We start from the raw sequence: 22,217 nt of genomic DNA on the forward strand, positions 1-22,217 counted from the left end.
CGCGTAGTCCATTTCGCAGTGACCCCAAGATCCAATCAATCTAAAACCGCCCGCACACAGGGAAATCAAAAATAAGGTAACGAATGGGTTCTGCGGAACCCGGGAGTGCCCATTATGAAACGTGTCCATGCATTCATTCTGCCGCTCGCCGCCGTGGGGTTGTTGATGTTTCCCGTCATGCTGCAGGCGGCCAGTCTGGAGCCGATCGACAGTTCAGGCGTTCAAGTTCAGCGGCAAGAGCAAAACGGGATTACCTATCTTTCCGGTGGCGTCGGCGAGGATGAGGCGAAGGCTATCCAGCAGACCACGGGATACAACCTGCACATGACTTTTGCGATCGGGCCGGAAAATAAATACGTCCCCGATGTAGAGGTGGCCATTCAGAAAGCCCAAGGGCAAACTGTGCTCACCCTGAGTGAGGCTGGCCCGCTGGTGTACGTTCAATTGCCGCCTGGCAAGTACACCGTAGTCGCAACGCGCAATGGCGAGGAACGACGTGACACGGCTGATGTGGGAAGCGGTGCGGCTCGCAATCTGGTCTTTCATTGGAACAGCGCCGAATAGAGGCGAATGAAAGAGGCAAAAGCATTGCGCGCGGGTCAGCTGCGATCAAAGTTAAAAGCAAGAACTGGTCCGCGCTGCACTGGTAATCACAGCGAAGTCACCGACTTAAGGACCGCGACGCGCAAAGGATTGCTTTCTACGCTCAGCAGCTTGATGGCCAAGGCGCAGCAGACCACGATCAACATGGGTTTGATCAGTCGTGGACCGACGCGAACAGCGGCGCGTGCACCCAATTGAGCGCCGATGAAGGCCGCCAGAGCCATGGCTATGGCAGTCGGCCAAATAATCACGCCCTTGGTAATGAAGACCGACAAAGAACCCAGGTTGCATGAGGCGTTGGCAAGTTTGGTAAAACTCATGGCCCGCATCATGCCCAGGCCGCAGAGAAGTACAAACCCGACAATAAAGAATGAGCCCACGCCGGGGCCAAATATGCCGTCGTAAAAGCCCAGGATCGGCGCGACGGTAAACGAAAAAAGCACAACGCCGATTCTCTTGCGTCGATCTTCATTGGCCAGCTTTGGCGAGAGCGCGAAATAGATGGCTACCAGAATCAGCATGACAGGCACGCAAACTTCCAGATAACGCTTATCAACAGAACTGACCAGCAAGGCACCACTGGCGCCGCCAATAAATCCGCATATCACCAGGAAACGGCCTTCGCGCCACTCGATCATTCCTTTGCGAGCAAAGGTTACCGTTGCCGAAACAGTTGCCGAAGCGGCCTGGAACTTGTTCGTTGCAATTGCACTGATCGGATCTACACCGGCCAGAAACAATGCAGGCAAGGTGATCAAGCCTCCACCGCCGGCAATCGCATCAAAAAAACCGGCGAAAAAAGCGACAAGCGCCAACATGCCTATTAAATCCCAAGACATTTCATTCCCTCTTTTATAGTTATTGGCCACAGTCACATGACTGTCCTTCAGCAGCTTGAACACTTAAAAATCAGCCCCGCAGCAGTAACGGGTCCTCTGAAATCACGACAGGGGAAGAAAATTTTGAAAGCCCGAAAATACGAACCAGGACCCGTCGGTTGTCCTTAATGACATCGCGACAGTGCAGGGCCCGGACGTTATTGATGACCATGGCCGACTCTTGCGTCAGCGAGTACTCGACTGGAGTTGCTTCGCCTACCCCCTGGCAAAGGGCGGCGTAGGCCGTTTTGACAAAATTCGAGGCGTTGTCGTTGACCGAAAAGCGATACGAGTTGAAGCGGGCTGCGAACCCGACCTTGTCGTCAAACTCCAGAATCGAAACGTTGCGGCCATCTTCCCCTTTGCCACTGACAAAAGAGTCGCTACGAGTGAACTGGAAGTTACCCGTGGTCAGTGCGAGGCAGTGCATGACGCCGATTTTTTCGAGTATGGGAGGCAGCGGAATGACCCGCGTAGGTTCCCGGCTCGGGTTCCACAGGGCGGAAAGTATGAGCGAGGACGGAGAGGGCGAGCGCCCGTCTTTCGCGTTCACGGCGCACCAGTAAGGCGCCTCGGTATGCGGGCCAAGCGCGAGGCCGGAGTGGGAACTCAGTTCTTTGATTTCCGGCTCGGCATTGATTTTGGTAAGTCCGCCACCTTTGAAGTTGGCGACCAATCGAACCAGCTTTCCTTCGTTGTCCATGTCATAGGCAAAGGAGCTGTTATCCACCAGTTTCAACAAGATCTGATTTCGGGCGGCCAGGCAAAGGACGTCGTGTCGATTTTCCAGGGATGACAGGTCTGGCAGTTCATTTGGAGGGCTGGTATCGGTGATTTTTTGCAGCCCTTCAAAAATCAACACGCAAACAAGGCCATTGGAGTAGGCCGCCAGCAGTTCGCATTGGTCTTTCGAAAACGAGAACTTTAATTCGGTGGCTGCCAGAGAGGCTTTGGACTTGGCGCCTGGTGCCTGCGGACCGCCGATGGCGGCCAGTTCTTCGGCGAACCTGTGAAGCAATATTGACTGCCGAATATCAAAGCTGAAAATTCTGATTTCCTGCTCAGTAAAAAGCTCAGCGTTTTCGACGTCCTGTTTGATGGCGTCAGTCATTGTCTACATCCCTGTTGTGTATCTGCTCCCGGTTATGCGGCAGCTCCTTCTCCGATTCTGCCCAACCCGGTGATCAGCGTATGTCATCCATTTCCGTTAAAGCATACGGAGTGTTCCGGTAGGCCTGAGAGACTGTCGAGACTCAGCTCCGAAAGCTATACAGGCGCTTGCTGGCGGGTGATAGGACGTAGGGAATTGATGCTTTGTCCGGTGCTTCGATAGTGACTGGAACAGTGCCCACCAAATCCCGGGCATAAAAAAACCCTGAATCTTGCGATTCAGGGTTTTCGGTATTTGGTGCCCAGAGACGGAATCGAACCGCCGACACGGGGATTTTCAATCCCCTGCTCTACCGACTGAGCTATCTGGGCAACGGGGCGCATTAAACTGGTTTTTCAGGGGGTCGTCAAGAAAGTTTTCAAAAAAATTTTAATTATTACCGTCGCTTACGTTCCGACCCTCGAAAAAGCGGGATTATTCAGCCGGTGGAACGTAGCCGTCAGCCTTGGCGTATTCCTCGCCGGAAAAGAACTTGTCCATCTCGCCCTGAAGGTATTTGCGGTCTTCGGCGTTCATCATGTTCAGGCGTTTTTCATTGATCAGCAGGGTCTGGTGTTTCTGCCAGTCGGCCCAGGCCTTGGCGGAGACGTGGTCAAAAATGTCCTGACCTTTTGCCCCCGGGAATGGAGCGCGCTCCAGGGCGGGTAGTTCTTCTTTGTACTTGCGACACATGATGGTGCGGGTCATGACGACTCTCCTGCGTTCAATACGGCGGCCGCGCGTTCGAGCAAGGTTTTGACCGGGGCGGCAAGGCCCAGGCGCGGCGGGGTGGCGAGGTTATACCAGAGCCAGTCGGCCTCGGCCACGTGATGGCCGGCCTCCTGGACCTGAACCAGCCAGGGTTCGATGGATAACTGAAAATGGCTGAACGTGTGCACCAGACTCGGCAGCGCCTGTTGGCTGCCCAGTTCCAGCGAGTGCTGCGAAGCCAGATGCGGCAGGTCATCGAGGTCGTCGAGTTCCGGCAGGCTCCAGAGACCGCCCCACAAGCCCGTGGAAGGGCGGCGGTAAAGCAGAATCGCGCCCTCGCCGTTGGCGAGCATCGGCATCAGCGTGCGTTTCTGTGGCACGGCTTTGCGCGGTTTGGGGATCGGGTAGCGGGTTTCCAGGCCGAGCATGTGCGCTTCGCAGCCCTTTTCCAGCGGGCAGAGCAGGCAGCTCGGTTTGCTGCGGGTGCAAAGCGTGGCGCCCAGATCCATCATCGCCTGGGTGTAGGCGTTGACCCGATCATGGGGCGTGAAGCGCTCAGCGTTCGCCCACAGCTGTTTGGCGACTTTCGGTTCGCCCGGATAACCCTCCTGCGCCGTAAATCGCGCCAGCACCCGTTTGACGTTGCCATCAAGGATCGGCGCCCGCAGGCCCATGCTCAGGCTGGCGATGGCGCCGGCCGTGGACAGGCCGATCCCCGGCAACTCAACCAGCTTTTCCACATCCCGCGGAAATTCGCCGCCGTACTCGGCAACGACGATCTTCGCGGTTTTCTGCAAATTGCGCGCGCGGGTGTAGTAGCCGAGGCCGGTCCACAGGTGCAGCACTTCATCTTCCGGCGCAGCGGCCAGCGCTTCGACCGTCGGCAACGAGGCCATGAAACGGTCGAAGTAATTCAGCACAGTGCTGACCTGGGTCTGCTGCAACATGATTTCCGAGACCCATACCCGATACGGTGTGATGCCTTGTTGCCAAGGCAAGTCGTGGCGGCCGTGGCGGTCGTACCAATCCAGCACCGCCGATGAAAACTGCTCGGATCTCATCGCTTGAACAGCCCCTTCAATGCGTTTTTCAGTTCAGGGCTGACCTTGTCGCCAAGCTTCTCGTCGATCTTTTCGCTGATCTTGTCGCCGGCCATTTTGGTGGCGACCTGGCCCATGCGTTCGTTGTCGAGGCGGCAAGCCTTGGCGCCGAGTTCCAGCGGGCCGCGGCAGCGCAGCGGCCATTCGATGCCGACGAATTTATCGCCGACCTGACAGGCCGGATCCGGCATGGCGCTCGTATCGCCTTCGACAAGGATGCCAACGCGGTAATCCATGCCCAGCACCCGCAGGTCGACGTCGCCGTCACCCTTCACGGTCATGCCCGGAATACGAACTTTCAGGTCCGGGTTGCTGGCCACGCCGTTGCGGAAGGTCAGGTTGCCTTTCAGCTCCTGGAACGGTGTGTCCTTGCCCCGCGGCTCGCCGCTGAGGGTTTTGCGGTTGAGCGTGGCGATGCCTTTGCACAGTTGCTGTTCGAGGTTGGCATTGAGCAGCACGCCGTTGTTGATGACGAAGCTGGCGTTGCCGTTGAGGGTTTCGATCAGCGCTTTCTGGCTGTTGCCATTGCCGGTCAGGCTGCTGTCGAGCGTGACCAGGCCTTTGACCGGCGGATTTTTACCCTGGCTTTCGAGGATTTTTTCCACAGGCACTTTGCTGATGCGCGTCTGCATGTTCAGCGCCGGTGCCTGTTGGCGAACGTCAAGGGTGCCCTTGGATTCGAAGGTGCCGTCGTACAGGTCGCCGCGCAGGTTCTCAAGGGTCAGCAGGCCTTCCTTGCCATTGGCCTTGAGCGCCGCGTTCTGGATTGGCAGTTTGTCGAGGGTCAACTGGCCAAACGTCAGGTCAGCGTCCACATCAAGCTTGCTCAGGCGTTCCACCGGCAACAGGCGCTCGCTGCTCCATGCGTCTTTGGTGGGCTTCTCCGGCAGCGGCGTGCTGCCCGCACCGGCCATGGCATCGGCTTCGGTGCTGGCTACTTCGGCCTTACGCACTTGTGTCGCGCTGTTGGCTTCGGCGGATTTTGGCGGCAGGTAACGGTCGACATTGAAGGTGTCAGCCTTGAGGACTGCTCGTAACGATTGCTTGGCGAAGTCCTCGACGGCGATGCGGCCGGTGAAGGTGCTGTCGTCGACTTTCAGGTTGATGCTGTCGAACACGACGCTGGTCGGCGTACCGGCAACGCGGCTGACCAGTTCGACTTTGCTCAGGCTGCCCTCCGCCATGGCCGGGAGTGTCTGGCCGATGCTGTCGACGAACTTCGCCAGGTCGAACTGGGCAATCGAAATGCCGCCGTTGATTTGCGGTGTCTTGTCGAGGTCGTTGACCTTCAGCTCACCCAGTGCGCGCAGTTGGTTGGCAGAGATCTTGATGCCGGTCCATTCGGCGACGTTCGCCGCTTTATCCAGCAACAACTGGCCTTGGGCGGCGAAGGTCACCGTTTTGCCTTGCAGCGGATCGCCAGCGACTTCACCGGACAGCTTCATATCTTCGAATTTGTAGCGTTGCAGGGCGCGCTCGAAACGTAGCTCGCCATTGAGCTCGGTACGCACCCGCAGAACCGGCTGATTGGTGCCGAGGAACGCGGTGAGTTTGACCGGGATGTTGGTGGAGTCGTGGACCGGCCCGGTGCTCAGCTGGATGCTTTCGGCGCTGAACTGCTTGCCGGTCTTCTCGTCGCTGTATTCAACGCGGGCGTTATTGACGGTCAGGCTGTCGATGTCCAGGCGAATCGGCTGCGCAGGTTTTTCCACCTGGACGGTGGTTTCCGGTGCAGGTTCGCCAGGAGTGACGGGAGGCGCAGTCGGATTGGCAGGCGTCGGCACCTTGCCGATGTCTTCCCAGTTGCCGTGGCCGTCCTTGTCGCGGTTAAGGCGCAGGTTCAGGCCTTCGACGCGTACATCGCTCATCTGCACTTCACGGCGCAGCAGTGGCAGCACGCGCACCGACAGGCCGAGCATCTGCAAGTCAGCGAACGGCTCGGTGGGTTTGGCCAGGGTCGCGACACTGGCTTCGTGCAATTCCAGGCCGAGCCACGGGAACAGGCTCCAGCCGATGTCGCCATTGAGCGTCAGCTCGATGTGGGCCTTGTCGCGGGCAATCTGGCGGATCTCGTCTTTATAGTCGTTGGGATCGAAGAGGTGGGTCAGGGCAAAGCCCAGCGCCACAATGATCAGCAACAGCCCGAGAAGTACCAGGCCCAGGATTTTGCCGAACGCTTTCATGGGCGAGTCCTTGTAGTTAGTCGAATTCGAATATAGCCGGGGAGTATAGCGCTCCGAAGCGGACGACCGGTCAGCGATCAGCGATCAGCCCGGCAGTGTATCCAGCGGCACTTTCAGCTTGGCCGCCAGTGCTTGTGCCTCAAGGTGCCCGGCGGGCGCCAGCAGGCGTAATATCGCGCCCGATTGGGACGCCATTGCCTGGGCTTGGTTCACCAGCCGTTCAGCAACCCCGCGACGGCGGGTGATTTTTCGTACACATAGCTGGGAAAGATGCCAGACGTCCTGGTGCCTTTGCAGGCGTGCGGCCCCCAACAGGCGATCGTTGAAACGCCCGCCGATCAGCGAACCTTCCCGCAGGCAGCTTTCGATCAACTGCACATCACCGGCAAACGGAGCGAACAGCCAGTCCGGCGCGTCGCGGTAGATCTTCTGCAGGTCCTGCTGATCCTGATAGCTGGCTTCGTTCAGCAACTCGACGATGATAGGCATTGTGGCTCCTTCAGTGGTACGAGAACAGACAACTTGCGAAAAGGTGATATCAGTTTGGTTTTTCTGTCACGTGCAAATGGTAACCTCTGCCAGTTCGTCCGTCCTTCTGCGACGTGATGTCGCACCAAAATAGAGCTCCACCTTAAAAACAGTCATGCGTGCGCATAAAGGCTGGGGGGTGGGGAGTACTGGCGAACCATACTAATAATTGGGGGATACACAATGACCACGAGCATCACGGCGGACGGCCTCAGCGCCGACCAGCCCTCGTTCCTGTCCAAGGAGCGCATCATCGCCAAGCCCGGTTTCAACCGTTGGCTGGTACCACCGGCCGCGTTGGCCATCCACCTCTGCATCGGCATGGCTTACGGCTTTTCGGTGTTCTGGCTGCCACTGTCCAAGGCGCTGGGCGTGACCAAGGCAGTGGCCTGCGCACCGGACATGAGTTTCATCTCGCAGGTTTTCTCGTCGCAATGCGACTGGCCGATCTCGATGCTCGGCTGGATCTACACCCTGTTCTTCATCTTCCTTGGCTGCTCGGCAGCGATCTGGGGTGGCTGGCTGGAACACGCCGGGCCGCGCAAGGCTGGCGTTGTATCGGCTCTGTGCTGGTGTGGTGGTCTGCTGATTTCGGCGCTCGGCGTGTATACGCACCAGATCTGGCTGATGTGGATCGGTTCCGGGGTCATTGGCGGTATCGGCCTGGGCCTGGGTTACATCTCGCCGGTCTCGACCCTGATCAAGTGGTTCCCGGACAAGCGCGGCATGGCGACCGGCATGGCGATCATGGGTTTCGGTGGTGGTGCGATGGTTGGTGCTCCGCTGGCTGCGGCCTTGATGGGGCACTTCGCGTCGGCAGACAGCGTGGGCGTGTGGCAGAGCTTCCTGGTGATGGCCGCGATCTACTTCGTGTTCATGATCGGCGGCGCACTGTCCTACCGCGTTCCGCCAACTGGCTGGAAGCCTGAAGGCTGGACCGCTCCGGCGAAAAAAGCCTCGAACGCAATGATCACCCATCGTCACGTGCACGTGAATGTGGCGTGGAAGACTCCACAATTCCGTCTGGTGTGGCTGGTGCTGTGCCTGAACGTTTCTGCCGGTATCGGCATCCTCGGCATGGCTTCGCCGCTGTTGCAGGAAGTGTTCGCCGGCAAATTGCTCGGCACTGACCAGACGTTTGGTCAACTGGACGCGGGCCAATTGGCCTCGATTGCCGCGATTGCTGCCGGTTTCACCGGTTTGCTGAGCCTGTTCAACATCGGCGGGCGGTTCTTCTGGGCGTCGTTCTCGGATTACCTGGGCCGTAAGAACACCTATTTTGTGTTCTTCGCGCTGGGTTTTGCGCTGTACGCGCTGATCCCGAACCTCGGTCACCTGGGCAACGTTGCGCTTTTCGTCGCGGCGTTCTGCGTCATCCTGTCGATGTACGGCGGTGGTTTTGCGACGGTGCCGGCTTACCTTGCAGACCTGTTCGGTACGCAAATGGTCGGCGCGATCCACGGTCGTCTGCTGACGGCATGGGCTGCCGCAGGCGTATTGGGTCCGGTGTTGGTGAACTACCTGCGTGAGTATCAGCTGAGCATCGGCGTTGAACGCGCCGCAGCCTATGACATCACCTTGTACATCCTCGCGGGCCTGCTGGTGCTGGGTTTCATCTGCAACCTGTTGGTGCGTCCGGTGGCCGACAAGTACTTCATGACCGACGCCGAACTGGCCGCCGAACAGGCGCTGGGCCATGACAAAGGCGCTGACAGTAGCACCGTGTTGGAGTGGAAGGCGGCTGCGGGCACCAAGCCTTTGGCGGTTGCTGCGTGGCTGGTGGTTGGGATTCCGTTGGCGTGGGGTGTTTGGGTGACCCTGCAGAAAACGGCAGTGCTTTTCCACTAAGTAAACGGTAAGCGCATCACCCCTGTGGGAGCGAGCCTGCTCGCGATGACGGAGTGTCAGTCAACATCTATGTGGCTGACACTCCGTCATCGCGAGCAGGCTCGCTCCCACATTTGTTTCCGGTATGACCATGAAATCGGCTTGTACTGACATGTCTATCCCCGACGCCACTGAATTCACTCCGTCAGTCATATCACCTCTCGTGTTTCTGTTTCCCGCCCGCGCCCCTATAATGGCTGCCTTTTTCGCCCAATGATTTTGCGGAGCTGGTGATGGCCGAACGTAAGGCGTCAGTCGAGCGCGACACTCTGGAAACCCAGATCAAAGCCTCGATCAACCTGGATGGCACCGGAAAGGCCCGATTCGATATCGGTGTTCCTTTTCTTGAGCACATGCTGGACCAGATCGCCCGTCACGGGCTGATCGACCTGGATATTGTCAGCAAGGGCGACCTGCATATCGACGACCACCACACCGTGGAAGACGTCGGTATCACACTCGGTCAGGCCTTCGCCAAAGCCATCGGCGACAAAAAAGGCATCCGTCGCTACGGCCACGCCTACGTCCCGCTCGATGAAGCGCTGTCGCGCGTGGTGATCGACTTCTCCGGCCGTCCGGGCCTGCAGATGCATGTTCCCTACACCCGCGCCACCGTCGGCGGTTTCGACGTTGACCTGTTCCAGGAATTCTTCCAAGGCTTCGTCAACCATGCCCTGGTCAGCCTGCACATCGACAACCTGCGTGGCACCAACACCCACCACCAGATCGAAACCGTGTTCAAGGCATTCGGCCGCGCACTGCGCATGGCCGTAGAGCTCGATGACCGCATGGCCGGTCAGATGCCATCGACCAAAGGCGTTCTGTAATGCAGACGGTCGCGGTTATCGATTACGGCATGGGCAACCTGCACTCGGTGGCCAAGGCCCTCGAGCACGTCGGTGCCGGCAAGGTCCTGATCACCAGCGATGCCGACGTGATTCGCGAAGCCGACCGGGTGGTTTTCCCCGGCGTCGGCGCGATTCGCGATTGCATGGCGGAAATCCGTCGCCTGGGCTTCGATTCGCTGGTGCGTGAGGTCAGCCAGGACCGTCCGTTCCTCGGCATCTGTGTCGGCATGCAAGCCTTGCTCGACAGCAGTGAAGAGAACGACGGCGTCGACTGCATCGGCCTGTTCCCGGGCGCGGTGAAGTTCTTCGGCAAAGACCTGCATGAAGATGGCGAACACCTGAAAGTCCCGCACATGGGCTGGAACGAAGTGAAGCAGACGATCTCGCATCCGCTGTGGCACAACATTCCGGACCTGGCGCGTTTCTACTTCGTGCACAGCTACTACATCGCTGCCGCTAATGCGCGGCAGGTGGTGGGTGGCGGTCACTACGGTGTCGATTTCGCTGCGGCGCTGGCCGATGGCTCGCGTTTCGCCGTGCAGTTTCACCCGGAGAAGAGCCATACCCATGGCCTGCAATTGCTGCAGAACTTTGCTGCGTGGGATGGTCGCTGGTAAATGGCCGTCAAGAAGAAGCCGCCGATCCTGACCCTCACTCCCGAACAGGAGAACGAGGCCAATCACAAGATCAAGCGCTTCATGGAGGATCGCTTCGAACTGGACCTCGGTTCGTTCGAAGCAGCCGAAATCCTTGAGCTGTTTACCCGCGAAATTGCTCCGCACTATTACAACAGGGCGATTTTCGATGTGCAGACGCACCTCAAAGAGAGGTTCGAAAGCATCGAAAGCGACCTGTGGGCGCTCGAGAAAGAATAGGAGCAGCGGCAAGCTTTAAGCTGCAAGCTGCAAGAAGTAGAAACGCGTGCGTGCTTGCAGCTTATAGCTTGCAGCTTGCAGCTCTTTGACGAAGGAAAAGCATGCTAATTATTCCCGCTATCGATCTCAAAGACGGTGCCTGTGTTCGTCTGCGCCAGGGCCGCATGGAAGATTCCACAGTGTTCTCCGATGACCCGGTGAGCATGGCTGCCAAGTGGGTGGAGGGCGGTTGCCGCCGTCTGCATCTGGTCGACCTGAACGGCGCCTTCGAAGGCCAGCCGGTCAACGGCGAAGTGGTCACCGCCATCGCCAAGCGCTACCCGAACCTGCCGATCCAGATCGGCGGCGGTATCCGTTCCCTGGAAACCATCGAGCACTACGTGAAAGCGGGCGTGAGCTACGTGATCATCGGCACCAAAGCCGTGAAAGATCCGGCTTTCGTGGCTGAAGCCTGCCGCGCGTTCCCGGGCAAGGTTATCGTCGGTCTGGACGCCAAAGACGGTTTCGTCGCCACCGACGGCTGGGCTGAAATCAGCACCGTTCAGGTCATCGACCTGGCCAAGCAATTTGAAGCCGATGGCGTGTCTGCGATCGTTTATACCGACATCGCCAAAGACGGCATGATGCAGGGCTGCAACGTGCCGTTCACCGCTGCGCTGGCCGCGGCCACGCGCATTCCGGTCATCGCGTCCGGCGGCATTCACAACCTCGGTGACATCAAGTCGCTGCTCGACGCGAAGGCGCCTGGCATCATCGGCGCGATCACCGGCCGGGCGATCTACGAAGGCACCCTCGACGTCGCTGAAGCGCAAGCTTTCTGCGATTCGTACAAAGGCTGAGGACTGACCATGGCGCTGGCCAAACGCATCATCCCTTGCCTGGACGTGGATAACGGCCGGGTGGTCAAGGGCGTCAAGTTCGAGAACATTCGTGACGCCGGTGACCCGGTGGAAATCGCCCGTCGCTACGACGAGCAGGGTGCCGACGAGATTACCTTTCTCGACATCACCGCCAGCGTCGACGGTCGCGACACCACGCTGCACACCGTTGAACGCATGGCCAGCCAGGTGTTTATTCCGCTGACCGTGGGCGGCGGCGTGCGCACCGTGCAGGACATTCGCAATCTGCTGAATGCCGGCGCGGACAAAGTCTCGATCAACACCGCCGCGGTGTTCAACCCGGAATTCGTTGGCGAGGCTGCGCAGCATTTCGGTTCGCAGTGCATCGTTGTCGCCATCGACGCCAAGAAGGTCTCCGGCCAGGGCGAAACTCCGCGCTGGGAAATCTTCACTCACGGCGGACGCAAGCCGACCGGTCTCGATGCCGTTGAATGGGCCAAGAAGATGGAAGGCCTGGGTGCCGGTGAAATTCTGCTGACCAGCATGGATCAGGATGGCATGAAAAACGGCTTTGATCTGGGCGTTACCCGCGCCATCAGCGATGCGCTGGGTATTCCGGTCATTGCTTCCGGCGGTGTCGGCAACCTTCAGCATTTGGCGGACGGCATTCTCGAAGGCCACGCCAGCGCGGTATTGGCGGCGAGTATTTTCCACTTCGGCGAATACACCGTGCAGGAAGCCAAGGCCTACATGGCTCATCGCGGCATCGTGATGCGCTAAACAAACCGATACAGGCCAGTGGACATCATGGCGGGCTCAGGGCACTCTTGGGTACGCCATGGATCTCGGTAGCCAGACATGCTCAAACGCCTTCTTCTTGCCCTCGCCGGCGCTTCTCTATTGCTCATCAATGGAGTGCACGCTGCAGAAAATCCTGACGCCGACCTCGTGTTGCTGACGGAAAACTTCCCGCCTTACAACATGGCCAAGAACGGCAAGAACTTCGCTCAGGACGAGAACATCAATGGCATCGCCGTGGACATAGTCCGTGAGATGTTCAAACGCGCCGATATCACCTACAGCCTGACGCTGCGTTTCCCTTGGGAGCGAATCTACAAACTCGCCCTCGAGAAACCGGGTTATGGCGTGTTCGTGATGGCGCGGTTGCCGGATCGCGAAAAGCTCTTCAAGTGGGTCGGCCCGATTGGCCCGGATGACTGGATCATGCTGGCCAAGGCGGACAGCAAAATCAGCCTGGAAACGCTGGAAGATGCGCGCAAGTACAGGATCGGCGCGTACAAAGGCGACGCGATTGCCGAGACACTGGCCAAGCAAGGGCTGAAGCCGATTGTTGTGCTTCGGGATCAGGACAATGCGAAGAAGCTCGTCAGTGGTCAGATTGATCTATGGGCTACAGGCGACCCGGCGGGCCGTTATCTTGCGCGACAGGACGGAGTGACCGGACTCAAGACGGTACTGCGTTTTAACAGTGCCGAGTTGTACCTTGCCTTGAACAAGGACGTGCCAGATGAGGTGGTGGCGAGGCTTCAAGCTGCGCTGGATCAGCTGCGCAAGGAAGGCGTGGTGGATGACATCATGGCGCGGTATTTGTAGCACGTTACTTCGACGTAGTCTGAAGGCTCACCTCCGGTGTTGCGCTCAAATACACGGCCATCGTGTAAACGTTGTTCAGTTTTGCCCTTGTAACGTGTTGACGTGCGGAACCCACACCGATAACGCACAGCGCGTGCGCCCCGTTAACAGGCCCGATTTGCGTGTTGATAAAAGCGTCTTCACTGGGGATGGCCGCGCTGTAACCGGCGGGATCCTTACAGTCTCTGGCGTCATGGGCCGTTTTGTAGCGATAGAAGGTCGCATCGAGGGAAAACCGGAAGTTCCATGTCGGCAATACAATCTGTCCAGCCGCGTTTTCCGTTCTATAGACGACCGACTTGAATTTCCACGGTTCCGTGACAGTCAGATCGCTCGGTTCCAGGGAGCAGTCAGAGCCGTCACTGGTGAAGACGCCGTCGATAAAGCAATAGGTCAAAAAGTTGGCGGAGTAGCTGTAGTTGAAGCGTGCCGCCTGGCACGATGATGAGAGTTCGCAGCCAGGGGCTGTCGGTGAGTTGCGCAAAGCACCGATCTTGCTGACGATGCCGGTGATTTCATTGGTACGACGATCCAGCATCGGGCTGCCAGAGCTGCCTGCAGAAAGGTCACATCCGTTTCTCATCGCCAGTGGAAACACACCGGGATGATCGATGAACGTTCCAGCGGTTTGTTCATTGCAAACACTTAAACGAAGCCCCTGTTCAGCAAAGCCGCCAGGCGCGCCCACGTTCAGTACATCATGGTTCTCGTGAGTTTGATGGGAGGCGAGTTTGAGCGGGTTGATGCCGGCTTGAATCAACGACGCTAATGTGGCGTCTATCTCCATCACCGCAAGGTCGGTACCTGCCAGGCTGCTCCATCGGGCGTAACGGATGGCAAACCGGCGATGACGTTGAGGTGTGTCATGGAAGTAGTGAAAAGTGACACTCGCCTCCAGAGGCAGGTTGGTTAGCGCCGAACCGTATTGAAAGTGCGCACAATGACCGCTGGTGAGTAAATAAGCAGGGCCAGTGGCGCGGCCCTGTCTGTTTCGTGTGTCCAGAAGAACGGCACTGCAGGTTTCTCCCGATTTCAGGCGAAGTCGTCCGACGCCGCTCCAGAGTTCATAACGGTGTTCGCTGTTTTGCAGTGCTCTGGAGATCGAGCCGTTGATGGCGCCTTCGCCGAGATCGCGCGCCTGCGCCGTGGTATGTGCGAGAAGGCTGGCCAGGGCGGTCAGGCAGAAGTAACTAAGGGATTTCATGTCCATTCCTTGGTGATGAAATTCAGGTGTGCACTATCGTGGCACGGCACTGGGTACCAAGAGACATACATAGTTATCGCGAAACAAAAACGCAGTGGTGATCAATTATCGGGCAGGTGGCAGGCGGTATTGTCCTTCCTTGCCGTGAGCAGCCGTTGCACGGTTGCCACGCACGCTGATCATCTGTTTGATATCGATCCAGTCGATGCCCTGAGCTTTCAGCTTCGGCAACTCGCGCTCCAGCACCGCCAGCGTCTGCGGGTAGGGATGGCAGATCATCACCGCCGAACCCTGCTTGCGCGCCAGATTGATCGCGGTCTGTAGCTGCGTGAATATCGCTGCTTCCGTGCGCTCATCATCCAGAAACACATCCCGCGAAACACTCGCCAACCCGATCTTCTGCGCCTCGGCCGCCGCCACGGTTTGCGCGCTGGTGCGACTGTCGACGAAGAACTTGTGCCGACGCTGCAAGTCCGCCATCAACCAGGCCATGGCGGCTGGCTGAGCGGTCATGCGGCTGCCCATGTGATTGTTGATGCCAGCGGTATAGGGCACGACCTTGAACGCCGCATTCAGGCGCTTCTCGAGTTCGTCTACGGGCAAGTCAGGATGCCAGGCGAACGGTCCCGTGGCCGGGTCCATCGGCATGTGCAGGATGACGATCTTGCCAGCGCGATGGGCTTCGCGGGCGAATTCGGTGGCGTGGGGTGTGTCGGGCATGATCGCCGTGGTCACCGGGCCGGGCAGGGTCAGCACGCGGCGATCCCGGGGCAGGTTCTGCCCCAGGTCATCGATGATCAGCGTGATGTAGGCCTTTTGAGGGGCGGGCGCCGCGTGAGCAACACCCGCCAGACAGCACAACAGGCCGAGGAGTAACCGCAGGCGCATCTCAGCGGCCGGAGGTGATGCTCAACCCTTTGAGCAGGCTCAGGGCCTGAGCCAACTGGTAATCATCATCCTGCGGCATCGGCTTGGCTTTGCTGCTGGAACCGGTCGGTTTGTCGGCGCCGCCGTTGCCATTGCCCAGGTGACCTTGCAGATCGGCTTCCTTGAAGTACTCGCCATCCTGCTCGCTGGTGATCTTGGCCTTGCGTACTTCGATATCCGGGACGATGCCCTGGGCCTGGATCGAGCGGCCGTTCGGCGTGTAGTACAGCGCCGTGGTGATCTTCAGTGCGCGGTCGTTGTTCAGCGGCAGCACGGTTTGCACCGAGCCCTTGCCGAAACTGGTGGTGCCCATGACCACCGCGCGTTTCTGATCCTGAAGGGCGCCGGCCACAATTTCCGAGGCCGAGGCGCTGCCACCGTTGATCAATGCAACCATCGGCACGGCTTCGCTTTCGTCTTTGCCGGTGGCGGAGAAGCGCAGCTCGGAATTGGCGATGCGGCCCTTGGTGTAAACGATCAGGCCTTTGGTGATGAAGTGGTCGACCACTTCCACTGCCGCTTGCAGCACGCCGCCCGGGTTGTTGCGCAGGTCGAGGATGATGCCGTTGAGCTTCTTGCCGTTGTCCTTGCGCAGCTTGGCCAGGGCTTTGGAGACTTCTTCACCGGTCTTGACTTGGAACTGGGTGATGCGGATGTAGCCGTAGCCCGACTCCAGCAGCTGGGCCTTGACGCTCTTCACCTGGATGATGGCGCGGGCCAGGGTCACGTCGAACGGCGTGCCGCCATCGCGAACCAGGGTCAGGGTGATTTTCTGGCCGATCTTGCCGCGCATCTTGTCCACGGCTTCGGTCATGCTCTGGCCGCGAGTCGGCTGGCCGTTGATCTTGACGATAAAGTCGCCGGCCTGGATGCCAGCCTTGGAGGCCGGGGTGTCATCGATAGGCGAAACCACCTTGATGAAACCGTCTTCGGCGCCGACTTCGATGCCCAGGCCGCCGAATTCGCCGCTGGTGCTTTCCTGCAATTCAGCGAAGTCTTCCGGGCCCAGGTAGGCGGAGTGCGGATCGAGGTTGCTGAGCATGCCCTTGATGGCGTTTTCCAGCAGGGTCTTGTCGTCTACCGGCTCGACATAGGCTGCCTTGATCCGATCCATGACCTCGGCAAAGGTGCGTAACTCTTCCAGCGGCAACGGCGCCTTGGTGGTCGCAGCAGTGCCCGCCGGCGCGACCGCCGGAGCCGGTTGAGCAGCGAACGCCAGAGGCGCGCCGATCACCAGGGCGATCGTCAGGGCCAGCGAGGTAAGACGGGACAAATGCAGCATGTCGAACGAACTCCTAATGTAGGTGACTCAACGCCTATCCTTGCGCGCGGCACCATTGCGCCGGATCACTCGGGTGACCCTGCTGACGAATAGCGAAATACAGCGCTGGTGTGTCCTGCCCGCCACTGTTACCGACAGTGGAGATGGACTCACCGGCTTTTACCACGTCACCCGCAGACTTGAGCAGCGTCTGGTTGTGACCGTAAAGACTCAAGAAACCGTTGCCGTGGTCGAGAATCACCAGCAAGCCGGCACCGCGCAACCAGTCGGCAAACACCACGCGACCGCCATGCACGGCATGCACCTGGCTGCCGGCGGAGGCGCTGATCATCACGCCGTCCCACTTGGTGCGGGCGTCGTCACCACGGGATTCGCCAAAGCGTGCCAGCAGTCGACCATCAACGGGCCACGGAAGTTTTCCCCGGGTTGCAGCAAAAGGACCACCGAAGGTCTCGCCTGAACTGGAAACCAGTGCGCCGGGAGTCGGTTTGGCGGGTTTGCGTGGGGCGTCAGTGGCAGCGTCTGCTTCAGCCTGAGCCTCACGTAAACGCTTTTTTTCGGCTTCCTGCTGGGCAATCAGCGCTTTTTGCCGCGCTTCTTCTGCCTCTCGTGCCTGGCGGGCCAGGGTTTCTTCGATGGTTTTAAGGACTTTAGACAGGTCCGCCTGATCCTGCTCGCGGGCGGCCAGCTTCTGGTCGCGAGCCTTTACGTCGTCGCTGAGCTTGGCCAGGACTTGCTGGCGTTCCTGACGGACTTTGTCGAGTTCATCACGCTGGCTGTCGAGGCTGCTCTTCTGCACCAGCAATTGCGCTTGTTGCAGGGCGATGTCTTTTTCGACGTTGGCCAGTTGGCGCAGGGTTTCGTTGAAATTCTTCAGCTGCTCCAGGCGGGCCTGGCTCAGGTAATCGTAATAGGTGAGGGTGCGGGCGAATTTTTCCGGGTTCTGCTGGTTGAGCAACAGCTTCAAGTACTCCTGACGGCCGTTTTGATAGGCCGCGCGGGCCTGAATGGCGATCAGTCGCTGCTGTTCAATGCGCGCGCTCTGGAGTTTTTTTTTCTCACCATCGAGTCGCTGCAGCTCGGATTCGCTTTTCTTCAGCTCTTTTTGCAGGGCTTCGACCTGCTTCTCGAGCTTGCCCATCTCGGTCTCGGTGCCCTTGAGGTCTTTCTGCACACCGGATTTTTCTTCCTGAAGCTTGCCCAACAGTTTTTTCAGCTCGGCAATGTCCTGACGCGTGGCGTCCAACTGTTGTTGGGTTTGCGCGCGCTCGTCAGCGAAGGCCGGTTGGAGCAGGCAAGTCAGAGCAAGGGCTATCAGGACGCGAAGCATAGAGGCGGGCGACACCAGGGAAAGGGACGGCCTAGTATGCCCGCCATGAGCTGCAAAAAAAACGCCCAATTGGGGCTGTGTGATAACCGGCCTGCAAAACACTGAAACTAATGTGGGAGCTAGCCTTTGTGGCGAGGGGGCTTGCCCCCGTTGGGTCGCGAAGCGGCCCCAAAATCTGCAATCGCGGCGTATCAGGTACACCGCCTGCAATGGTTTTACGACTGCTACGCAGCCGAACGGGGGCAAGCCCCCTCGCCACAAAGGCTCGCTCCCACAGGGCTTTTGCAGTGTTGTAGAGGCTGATTACACCAGTATCGAAGTACCGGTCATTTCAGCTGGTTTCTCAAGCCCCAGCAGCATCAACATGGTCGGCGCCACATCCGCCAGCACGCCGCCATCGCGAACCTTGAAGTCACGCTTGCCGACATAAATGAACGGCACCGGCTCGGTGGTGTGCGCGGTGTGCGCCTGGCCGGTGGATTCGTCAGACATTTGCTCGACGTTGCCGTGGTCGGCGGTAATCAGCGCTTCACCGCCGACTTTTTCCAGCGCATCGACGATGCGGCCGACGCACAGGTCCAGGCATTCCACGGCTTTTACCGCTGCATCAAACACACCGCTGTGGCCGACCATGTCGCCGTTGGCGTAGTTGACCACGATCACGTCGTAACGCTGGTTTACGATGGCGTCGACGATGCGGTCGGTGACTTCCGGCGCGCTCATTTCCGGCTGCAAGTCATAAGTGGCGACTTTCGGCGACGGGATCAGGATGCGTTCTTCGCCCGGGAACGGTTCTTCACGACCGCCGGAGAAGAAGAAGGTCACGTGGGCATATTTCTCGGTTTCGGCGATGCGCAGCTGGGTCTTGCCGTTTTTCGCCAGGTAGTCGCCCAGCACGTTGTCCAGGCTGCCAGCGGCGAAAGCCGATGGCGCAGGGATGCTGGCGGCGTATTGGGTCAGCATGACGAAGCCGGCAAGTTTTGGCTGGCGCGCACGTTCGAATTCCTTGAAGTCGTCTTCGACGAACACGCGGGTCAGTTCGCGGGCGCGGTCGGCGCGGAAGTTCATGAACACCACGGCGTCGCCGTCTTCGACTTTCACCGGCTCACCGATGGACGTGGCTTTGACGAACTCGTCGCTCTCGCCACGTTCGTACGCGGCTTGCAGGCCTTCCTGGGCGGTGGCGGCGTTGAATTCGCCGTTGCCATCGACAATCAGGTTGTAGGCCTGGGACACGCGGTCCCAACGGTTGTCACGGTCCATGGCGAAGTAACGGCCGATAATGCTGGCGATCCGGCCTTTGCCCAGGGCCTGGAAGGTCGTGTCGAGCAGTTCGATCGACGACTGAGCGCTTTTCGGCGGCGTGTCACGGCCATCGAGGAAGGCGTGCAGATAGATTTTTTCCGCGCCGCGCTTGTAGGCCAGTTCAGCCATGGCAACCAGGTGATCCTGGTGGCTGTGCACCCCGCCATCGGACAGCAGGCCCATGAAGTGCACGGCTTTGCCGGCAGCAACGGCTTTATCCACAGCCGCGCAGATGGTCGGGTTCTCGAAGAACTCACCGTCGCGGATCGATTTGGTCACGCGCGTAAAGTCCTGATACACAACGCGGCCGGCACCGAGGTTCATGTGGCCGACTTCGGAGTTGCCCATCTGGCCATCCGGCAGACCGACGTCCATGCCGCTGCCCGAGATCAGACCATTCGGCACGGTGGCCCACAAGCGGTCCAGAACGGGCTTCTTCGCCGCATAGATGGCGTTGGATTCAGGGCTCTCACTGTGACCGAAGCCGTCGAGAATAATCAGGACCAAAGGTTTAGGCGTGGTAGTCATGGATTCCGCTCGTGGCTGAATGAAAAGAGGGGCATAGAAAAAGGGAGTGGCAGTTTAAAGCGAAGTTCCGACGGCGTCACCGCCGGACGGGGTTTGGCCCACCATAGTGGCTGTGTATACTGGCCGACATTTTAACGCCCTGGAACCTCCTTCGATGGTTGCTAACCTGATTCAATTCGCCACTAACCACTATCTGCTCGTCGGTATCTTCGTCGTACTGCTGGCGTTGCTGATCGCGTATCAGATGCAAGGCGGCGGCCGCAGCCTGAGCACCGGTGAACTGACCGGCCTGGTCAACAAGGACGCGGGCGTTGTGATCGACATCCGTCCAACCAAGGATTTCGCCGCCGGTCACATTGTTGGCGCGGTGAACATTCCTCACGACAAACTGGCCGCGCGCGTCGGCGAACTGGAAAAGCACAAGGCCAAGACCATCATCCTGGTCGACGCCATGGGCCAGACCGCCGGCACGCATGCCCGCGAGCTGATGAAGTCCGGTTTCATCGCCGCCAAACTGTCCGGCGGTATCTCCAGCTGGAAAGGCGACAATCTGCCGCTGGTGAAGTGATATGAGCAACGTCGTCGTCTATTCCAGCGATTACTGCGGTTATTGTTCCCGGGCCAAGCAACTGCTCGAGAACAAAGGCGTGGCCTTCGAAGAGATCAAGGTCGATGGCAAGCCGCAGGTGCGTGCCGCCATGGCTCAGAAGGCCGGGCGCACGTCCGTGCCGCAGATCTGGATCGGTGAGCGCCACGTTGGCGGTTGTGATGATTTGTTTGCCCTTGAGCGCGCCGGCAAGCTCGACGCCATGCTCAAGGCCTGAATGCCTTCCCTATAAGACCCCAAGATCAGAAAGGATCTGAGATGACTGACCAACAGAACACTGCAGCCAGCGAAGAAGAAACCGCACCGCAATTCTCCTTGCAGCGCATCTACGTACGTGACTTGTCCTTCGAAGCTCCGAAAAGCCCGGCGATCTTCCGCCAGCAGTGGGAGCCGAGCGTCGGTCTGGATCTGAACACCCGTCAAAAGGCCCTGGAAGGCGACTTCCACGAAGTCGTGCTGACCCTGTCCGTGACCGTGAAAAACGGTGACGAAGTGGCGTTCATCGCTGAAGTGCAACAGGCCGGGATCTTCCTGATCAAGAACCTGGACGACGCTTCGATGAGCCACACCCTCGGCGCGTTCTGCCCGAACATCCTGTTCCCGTACGCTCGCGAAACCCTGGACAGCCTGGTGACCCGCGGTTCTTTCCCGGCCCTGATGCTGGCTCCGGTGAACTTCGATGCGCTGTACGCGCAAGAGCTGCAACGCATGCAGGCGGCTGGCGAGACTCCGACCGTTCAATAAGCGGTCTCAAGCGCCAAAGCAATTTCAATGTGGGAGCGAGCCTGCTCGCGAATAGGGAGTGTCAGTTGACATCAATGTCGCCTGACACACCGCTTTCGCGAGCAGGCTCGCTCCCACATTAGTTTTGCGGTGTTATTTGAAACCGAGTTGGCGCCAGCCTTCGTAGACGGCAACCGCCACGGTGTTCGACAGGTTCAGGCTGCGACAGCCTTCACGCATCGGCAGACGCAAGCGTTGTTCACCAGGCAGCGCATCCAGCACTTCCGCCGGCAAGCCACGGCTTTCCGGACCAAACAGGAACGCGTCGCCCTCGGCGAAACTGGCATCGTGAAACGGCCGCGAACCTTTGGTGGTAAAGGCGAACAGCCGCGGATGACCAAGGCTTTCCAGACAGCTGGCGAGGTCTGCGTGGCGTTGCAGGGTGGCATACTCGTGGTAGTCGAGGCCGGCCCGGCGCAGGCGCTTGTCGTCCATCTCGAAGCCCAACGGTTCGATCAAATGCAGGTGGCAGCCACTGTTGGCGCACAGCCTGATAACGTTGCCGGTATTCGGCGGAATTTCTGGTTGGAAAAGGATGACGTGAAACATGCACGGCTCCGAAGGCAAAGATGACGGGCATTCTACGCCGCAAGCGGACCCGCGTTCGAAACTATTCCCGCGGGTGATGGGGTCGCTGGCGATTGTCGGGGTCATGGTGGGGCTGATGATCGGTCGCCTGACCACGCCCGACCCCAGCGAACTGCAGCAAGTCGATGTGACGAACGATGGGCTGGTGGTGTGGTTCAACAATGAGCCCAAGAGCCATGGCGAGTTTGTGGACGGCAGCCTGGCGCTGCTGTTCGAGGCTGAAGGCAAGGCGCAGAAAGGTCAGCTCAAGCTCAACAACAAGAGCGTGAACTGGCGGGTGCGTTCGAGTGATGGGGGATTGTTGCTGTCGGTCGTGGCGGCCCGGCCACTGCAGGGCGAGTGGGCCGGTAGCGAGGTCGATGACCGCTGGCGGCTGGAGATCCATCTCCGAGAGCAATAAAAGAGGGA

At 59.1% G+C, this 22,217-nt stretch carries 24 protein-coding genes and 1 tRNA gene; 12 read left to right on the top strand and 13 right to left on the bottom strand.

All coding sequences use genetic code 11. The features are described 5' to 3' along the window. Nucleotides 1–114 precede the first annotated feature (114 nt). Nucleotides 115–564 carry a carboxypeptidase regulatory-like domain-containing protein gene (locus ACA066_RS01490; protein WP_497697842.1) on the top strand — a complete coding sequence of 150 codons (450 nt, stop codon included), beginning with the start codon at nucleotides 115–117 and terminating at the stop codon, nucleotides 562–564. A gap of 86 nt (nucleotides 565–650) precedes the next feature. On the opposite strand, the gene ACA066_RS01495 is transcribed toward ACA066_RS01490, so the two are convergent. The 7 genes from ACA066_RS01495 to ACA066_RS01525 all read right to left on the bottom strand — a co-directional run bounded on the left by ACA066_RS01495 (nucleotide 651) and on the right by ACA066_RS01525 (nucleotide 7,114). Further along, a complete protein-coding gene (locus ACA066_RS01495) occupies nucleotides 651–1,442 on the bottom strand; it encodes a TSUP family transporter (protein ID WP_497699792.1) in 792 nt (263 codons plus the stop codon). A gap of 70 nt (nucleotides 1,443–1,512) precedes the next feature. Continuing rightward, the gene (locus ACA066_RS01500) at nucleotides 1,513–2,592 is read right to left on the bottom strand and encodes a hypothetical protein (RefSeq protein ID WP_497697843.1); all 1,080 of its coding nucleotides are present in this window, start codon (nucleotides 2,590–2,592) and stop codon (nucleotides 1,513–1,515) included. Nucleotides 2,593–2,887: 295 nt separating this feature from the next. Beyond that, nucleotides 2,888–2,963 (bottom strand) — tRNA-Phe (locus ACA066_RS01505). A gap of 103 nt (nucleotides 2,964–3,066) precedes the next feature. Further along, nucleotides 3,067–3,339 (bottom strand): oxidative damage protection protein, encoded by a 273-nt coding sequence (locus ACA066_RS01510; RefSeq protein ID WP_008149405.1) that lies wholly within the window; start codon nucleotides 3,337–3,339, stop codon nucleotides 3,067–3,069. After that, nucleotides 3,336–4,403: an A/G-specific adenine glycosylase gene (gene mutY / locus ACA066_RS01515; protein ID WP_497697844.1), complete on the bottom strand. Its 1,068-nt coding sequence runs from the start codon at nucleotides 4,401–4,403 to the stop codon at nucleotides 3,336–3,338. The genes ACA066_RS01510 and mutY overlap by 4 nt, the downstream gene beginning before the upstream one ends. Further along, nucleotides 4,400–6,625 (bottom strand): AsmA family protein, encoded by a 2,226-nt coding sequence (locus ACA066_RS01520; RefSeq protein WP_497697845.1) that lies wholly within the window; start codon nucleotides 6,623–6,625, stop codon nucleotides 4,400–4,402. The genes mutY and ACA066_RS01520 overlap by 4 nt, the downstream gene beginning before the upstream one ends. A gap of 84 nt (nucleotides 6,626–6,709) precedes the next feature. Then, on the bottom strand, nucleotides 6,710–7,114 hold the full coding sequence (locus ACA066_RS01525) for an acetyl-CoA sensor PanZ family protein (RefSeq protein WP_497697846.1): 405 nt from the start codon (nucleotides 7,112–7,114) through the stop codon (nucleotides 6,710–6,712). Nucleotides 7,115–7,336: 222 nt separating this feature from the next. Here ACA066_RS01525 and ACA066_RS01530 point away from each other — a divergent pair, with 222 nt between their 5' ends. From ACA066_RS01530 to ACA066_RS01560, 7 genes are all read left to right on the top strand, one after another. Further along, complete coding sequence (locus tag ACA066_RS01530; RefSeq protein ID WP_497697847.1) at nucleotides 7,337–9,001, top strand: OFA family MFS transporter; 1,665 nt, start codon at nucleotides 7,337–7,339, stop codon at nucleotides 8,999–9,001. Between the two features lie 272 nt (nucleotides 9,002–9,273). Then, nucleotides 9,274–9,867, top strand: a complete 594-nt coding sequence (gene hisB / locus ACA066_RS01535) for an imidazoleglycerol-phosphate dehydratase HisB (protein ID WP_003218037.1) — start codon at nucleotides 9,274–9,276, stop codon at nucleotides 9,865–9,867. Further along, the gene (gene hisH / locus ACA066_RS01540) at nucleotides 9,867–10,505 is read left to right on the top strand and encodes an imidazole glycerol phosphate synthase subunit HisH (RefSeq protein WP_497697848.1); all 639 of its coding nucleotides are present in this window, start codon (nucleotides 9,867–9,869) and stop codon (nucleotides 10,503–10,505) included. Before hisB ends, hisH begins: the two co-directional genes overlap by 1 nt. Next, complete coding sequence (locus ACA066_RS01545; protein ID WP_090176775.1) at nucleotides 10,506–10,763, top strand: DUF2164 domain-containing protein; 258 nt, start codon at nucleotides 10,506–10,508, stop codon at nucleotides 10,761–10,763. Between the two features lie 101 nt (nucleotides 10,764–10,864). Further along, on the top strand, nucleotides 10,865–11,602 hold the full coding sequence (gene hisA / locus ACA066_RS01550; RefSeq protein WP_017336056.1) for a 1-(5-phosphoribosyl)-5-[(5-phosphoribosylamino)methylideneamino]imidazole-4-carboxamide isomerase: 738 nt from the start codon (nucleotides 10,865–10,867) through the stop codon (nucleotides 11,600–11,602). A 9-nt stretch (nucleotides 11,603–11,611) separates the two neighbouring features. Continuing rightward, on the top strand, nucleotides 11,612–12,382 hold the full coding sequence (hisF, locus tag ACA066_RS01555) for an imidazole glycerol phosphate synthase subunit HisF (RefSeq protein WP_497697849.1): 771 nt from the start codon (nucleotides 11,612–11,614) through the stop codon (nucleotides 12,380–12,382). A gap of 78 nt (nucleotides 12,383–12,460) precedes the next feature. After that, the gene (locus ACA066_RS01560) at nucleotides 12,461–13,216 is read left to right on the top strand and encodes a substrate-binding periplasmic protein (RefSeq protein WP_497697850.1); all 756 of its coding nucleotides are present in this window, start codon (nucleotides 12,461–12,463) and stop codon (nucleotides 13,214–13,216) included. A 4-nt stretch (nucleotides 13,217–13,220) separates the two neighbouring features. Here ACA066_RS01560 and ACA066_RS01565 read toward each other — a convergent pair whose 3' ends face one another. From ACA066_RS01565 to gpmI, 5 genes are all read right to left on the bottom strand, one after another. Further along, complete coding sequence (locus ACA066_RS01565; protein ID WP_497697851.1) at nucleotides 13,221–14,459, bottom strand: trypsin-like peptidase domain-containing protein; 1,239 nt, start codon at nucleotides 14,457–14,459, stop codon at nucleotides 13,221–13,223. Nucleotides 14,460–14,564: 105 nt separating this feature from the next. Further along, nucleotides 14,565–15,347 (bottom strand): divergent polysaccharide deacetylase family protein, encoded by a 783-nt coding sequence (locus tag ACA066_RS01570; protein ID WP_497697852.1) that lies wholly within the window; start codon nucleotides 15,345–15,347, stop codon nucleotides 14,565–14,567. Between the two features lies 1 nt (nucleotide 15,348). After that, a complete protein-coding gene (locus ACA066_RS01575; protein WP_497697853.1) occupies nucleotides 15,349–16,668 on the bottom strand; it encodes a S41 family peptidase in 1,320 nt (439 codons plus the stop codon). 34 nt (nucleotides 16,669–16,702) lie between these two features. Further along, entirely contained in the window at nucleotides 16,703–17,998 is a 1,296-nt protein-coding gene (locus ACA066_RS01580) for a murein hydrolase activator EnvC family protein (protein ID WP_497697854.1), read from the bottom strand. Nucleotides 17,999–18,301: 303 nt separating this feature from the next. Beyond that, a complete protein-coding gene (gene gpmI / locus ACA066_RS01585; RefSeq protein WP_497697855.1) occupies nucleotides 18,302–19,831 on the bottom strand; it encodes a 2,3-bisphosphoglycerate-independent phosphoglycerate mutase in 1,530 nt (509 codons plus the stop codon). 154 nt (nucleotides 19,832–19,985) lie between these two features. Between gpmI and ACA066_RS01590 the strand changes: the two genes are divergently transcribed. The 3 genes from ACA066_RS01590 to secB are packed head-to-tail and all read left to right on the top strand — an operon-like array spanning nucleotide 19,986 to nucleotide 21,182. Continuing rightward, nucleotides 19,986–20,399, top strand: coding sequence for a rhodanese-like domain-containing protein (locus tag ACA066_RS01590; protein WP_497697856.1), 414 nt, complete (start codon nucleotides 19,986–19,988; stop codon nucleotides 20,397–20,399). A gap of 1 nt (nucleotide 20,400) precedes the next feature. Next, nucleotides 20,401–20,655, top strand: coding sequence for a glutaredoxin 3 (grxC, locus tag ACA066_RS01595; protein WP_461952279.1), 255 nt, complete (start codon nucleotides 20,401–20,403; stop codon nucleotides 20,653–20,655). Nucleotides 20,656–20,696: 41 nt separating this feature from the next. Further along, nucleotides 20,697–21,182: a protein-export chaperone SecB gene (secB, locus tag ACA066_RS01600; RefSeq protein WP_007949026.1), complete on the top strand. Its 486-nt coding sequence runs from the start codon at nucleotides 20,697–20,699 to the stop codon at nucleotides 21,180–21,182. A gap of 132 nt (nucleotides 21,183–21,314) precedes the next feature. Here the strand turns inward: secB and ACA066_RS01605 are convergent, their stop codons facing one another. Then, nucleotides 21,315–21,770, bottom strand: a complete 456-nt coding sequence (locus ACA066_RS01605) for a tRNA (cytidine(34)-2'-O)-methyltransferase (RefSeq protein ID WP_007949025.1) — start codon at nucleotides 21,768–21,770, stop codon at nucleotides 21,315–21,317. On the opposite strand from ACA066_RS01605, the gene ACA066_RS01610 reads away from it, so the two are divergent. Further along, nucleotides 21,769–22,209 carry a hypothetical protein gene (locus tag ACA066_RS01610; RefSeq protein ID WP_497697857.1) on the top strand — a complete coding sequence of 147 codons (441 nt, stop codon included), beginning with the start codon at nucleotides 21,769–21,771 and terminating at the stop codon, nucleotides 22,207–22,209. The two genes, ACA066_RS01605 and ACA066_RS01610, sit on opposite strands and share 2 nt — an antisense overlap. Nucleotides 22,210–22,217: the final 8 nt, after the last annotated feature.

It is taken from the genome of Pseudomonas sp. LBUM1651 (assembly GCF_059716135.1).

Excerpts from the sequence above, each read along its gene's own strand:
- ACA066_RS01490 (WP_497697842.1), top strand. The coding sequence starts at position 115 with ATGAAACGTGTCCATGCATTCATTCTGCCGCTCGCCGCCGTGGGGTTG.
- ACA066_RS01495 (WP_497699792.1), bottom strand. The coding sequence starts at position 1,442 with ATGTCTTGGGATTTAATAGGCATGTTGGCGCTTGTCGCTTTTTTCGCC.
- ACA066_RS01500 (WP_497697843.1), bottom strand. The coding sequence starts at position 2,592 with ATGACTGACGCCATCAAACAGGACGTCGAAAACGCTGAGCTTTTTACT.
- ACA066_RS01510 (WP_008149405.1), bottom strand. The coding sequence starts at position 3,339 with ATGACCCGCACCATCATGTGTCGCAAGTACAAAGAAGAACTACCCGCC.
- mutY (WP_497697844.1), bottom strand. The coding sequence starts at position 4,403 with ATGAGATCCGAGCAGTTTTCATCGGCGGTGCTGGATTGGTACGACCGC.
- ACA066_RS01520 (WP_497697845.1), bottom strand. The coding sequence starts at position 6,625 with ATGAAAGCGTTCGGCAAAATCCTGGGCCTGGTACTTCTCGGGCTGTTG.
- ACA066_RS01525 (WP_497697846.1), bottom strand. The coding sequence starts at position 7,114 with ATGCCTATCATCGTCGAGTTGCTGAACGAAGCCAGCTATCAGGATCAG.
- ACA066_RS01530 (WP_497697847.1), top strand. The coding sequence starts at position 7,337 with ATGACCACGAGCATCACGGCGGACGGCCTCAGCGCCGACCAGCCCTCG.
- hisB (WP_003218037.1), top strand. The coding sequence starts at position 9,274 with ATGGCCGAACGTAAGGCGTCAGTCGAGCGCGACACTCTGGAAACCCAG.
- hisH (WP_497697848.1), top strand. The coding sequence starts at position 9,867 with ATGCAGACGGTCGCGGTTATCGATTACGGCATGGGCAACCTGCACTCG.
- ACA066_RS01545 (WP_090176775.1), top strand. The coding sequence starts at position 10,506 with ATGGCCGTCAAGAAGAAGCCGCCGATCCTGACCCTCACTCCCGAACAG.
- hisA (WP_017336056.1), top strand. The coding sequence starts at position 10,865 with ATGCTAATTATTCCCGCTATCGATCTCAAAGACGGTGCCTGTGTTCGT.
- hisF (WP_497697849.1), top strand. The coding sequence starts at position 11,612 with ATGGCGCTGGCCAAACGCATCATCCCTTGCCTGGACGTGGATAACGGC.
- ACA066_RS01560 (WP_497697850.1), top strand. The coding sequence starts at position 12,461 with ATGCTCAAACGCCTTCTTCTTGCCCTCGCCGGCGCTTCTCTATTGCTC.
- ACA066_RS01565 (WP_497697851.1), bottom strand. The coding sequence starts at position 14,459 with ATGAAATCCCTTAGTTACTTCTGCCTGACCGCCCTGGCCAGCCTTCTC.
- ACA066_RS01570 (WP_497697852.1), bottom strand. The coding sequence starts at position 15,347 with ATGCGCCTGCGGTTACTCCTCGGCCTGTTGTGCTGTCTGGCGGGTGTT.
- ACA066_RS01575 (WP_497697853.1), bottom strand. The coding sequence starts at position 16,668 with ATGCTGCATTTGTCCCGTCTTACCTCGCTGGCCCTGACGATCGCCCTG.
- ACA066_RS01580 (WP_497697854.1), bottom strand. The coding sequence starts at position 17,998 with ATGCTTCGCGTCCTGATAGCCCTTGCTCTGACTTGCCTGCTCCAACCG.
- gpmI (WP_497697855.1), bottom strand. The coding sequence starts at position 19,831 with ATGACTACCACGCCTAAACCTTTGGTCCTGATTATTCTCGACGGCTTC.
- ACA066_RS01590 (WP_497697856.1), top strand. The coding sequence starts at position 19,986 with ATGGTTGCTAACCTGATTCAATTCGCCACTAACCACTATCTGCTCGTC.
- grxC (WP_461952279.1), top strand. The coding sequence starts at position 20,401 with ATGAGCAACGTCGTCGTCTATTCCAGCGATTACTGCGGTTATTGTTCC.
- secB (WP_007949026.1), top strand. The coding sequence starts at position 20,697 with ATGACTGACCAACAGAACACTGCAGCCAGCGAAGAAGAAACCGCACCG.
- ACA066_RS01610 (WP_497697857.1), top strand. The coding sequence starts at position 21,769 with ATGCACGGCTCCGAAGGCAAAGATGACGGGCATTCTACGCCGCAAGCG.
- ACA066_RS01605 (WP_007949025.1), bottom strand. The coding sequence starts at position 21,770 with ATGTTTCACGTCATCCTTTTCCAACCAGAAATTCCGCCGAATACCGGC.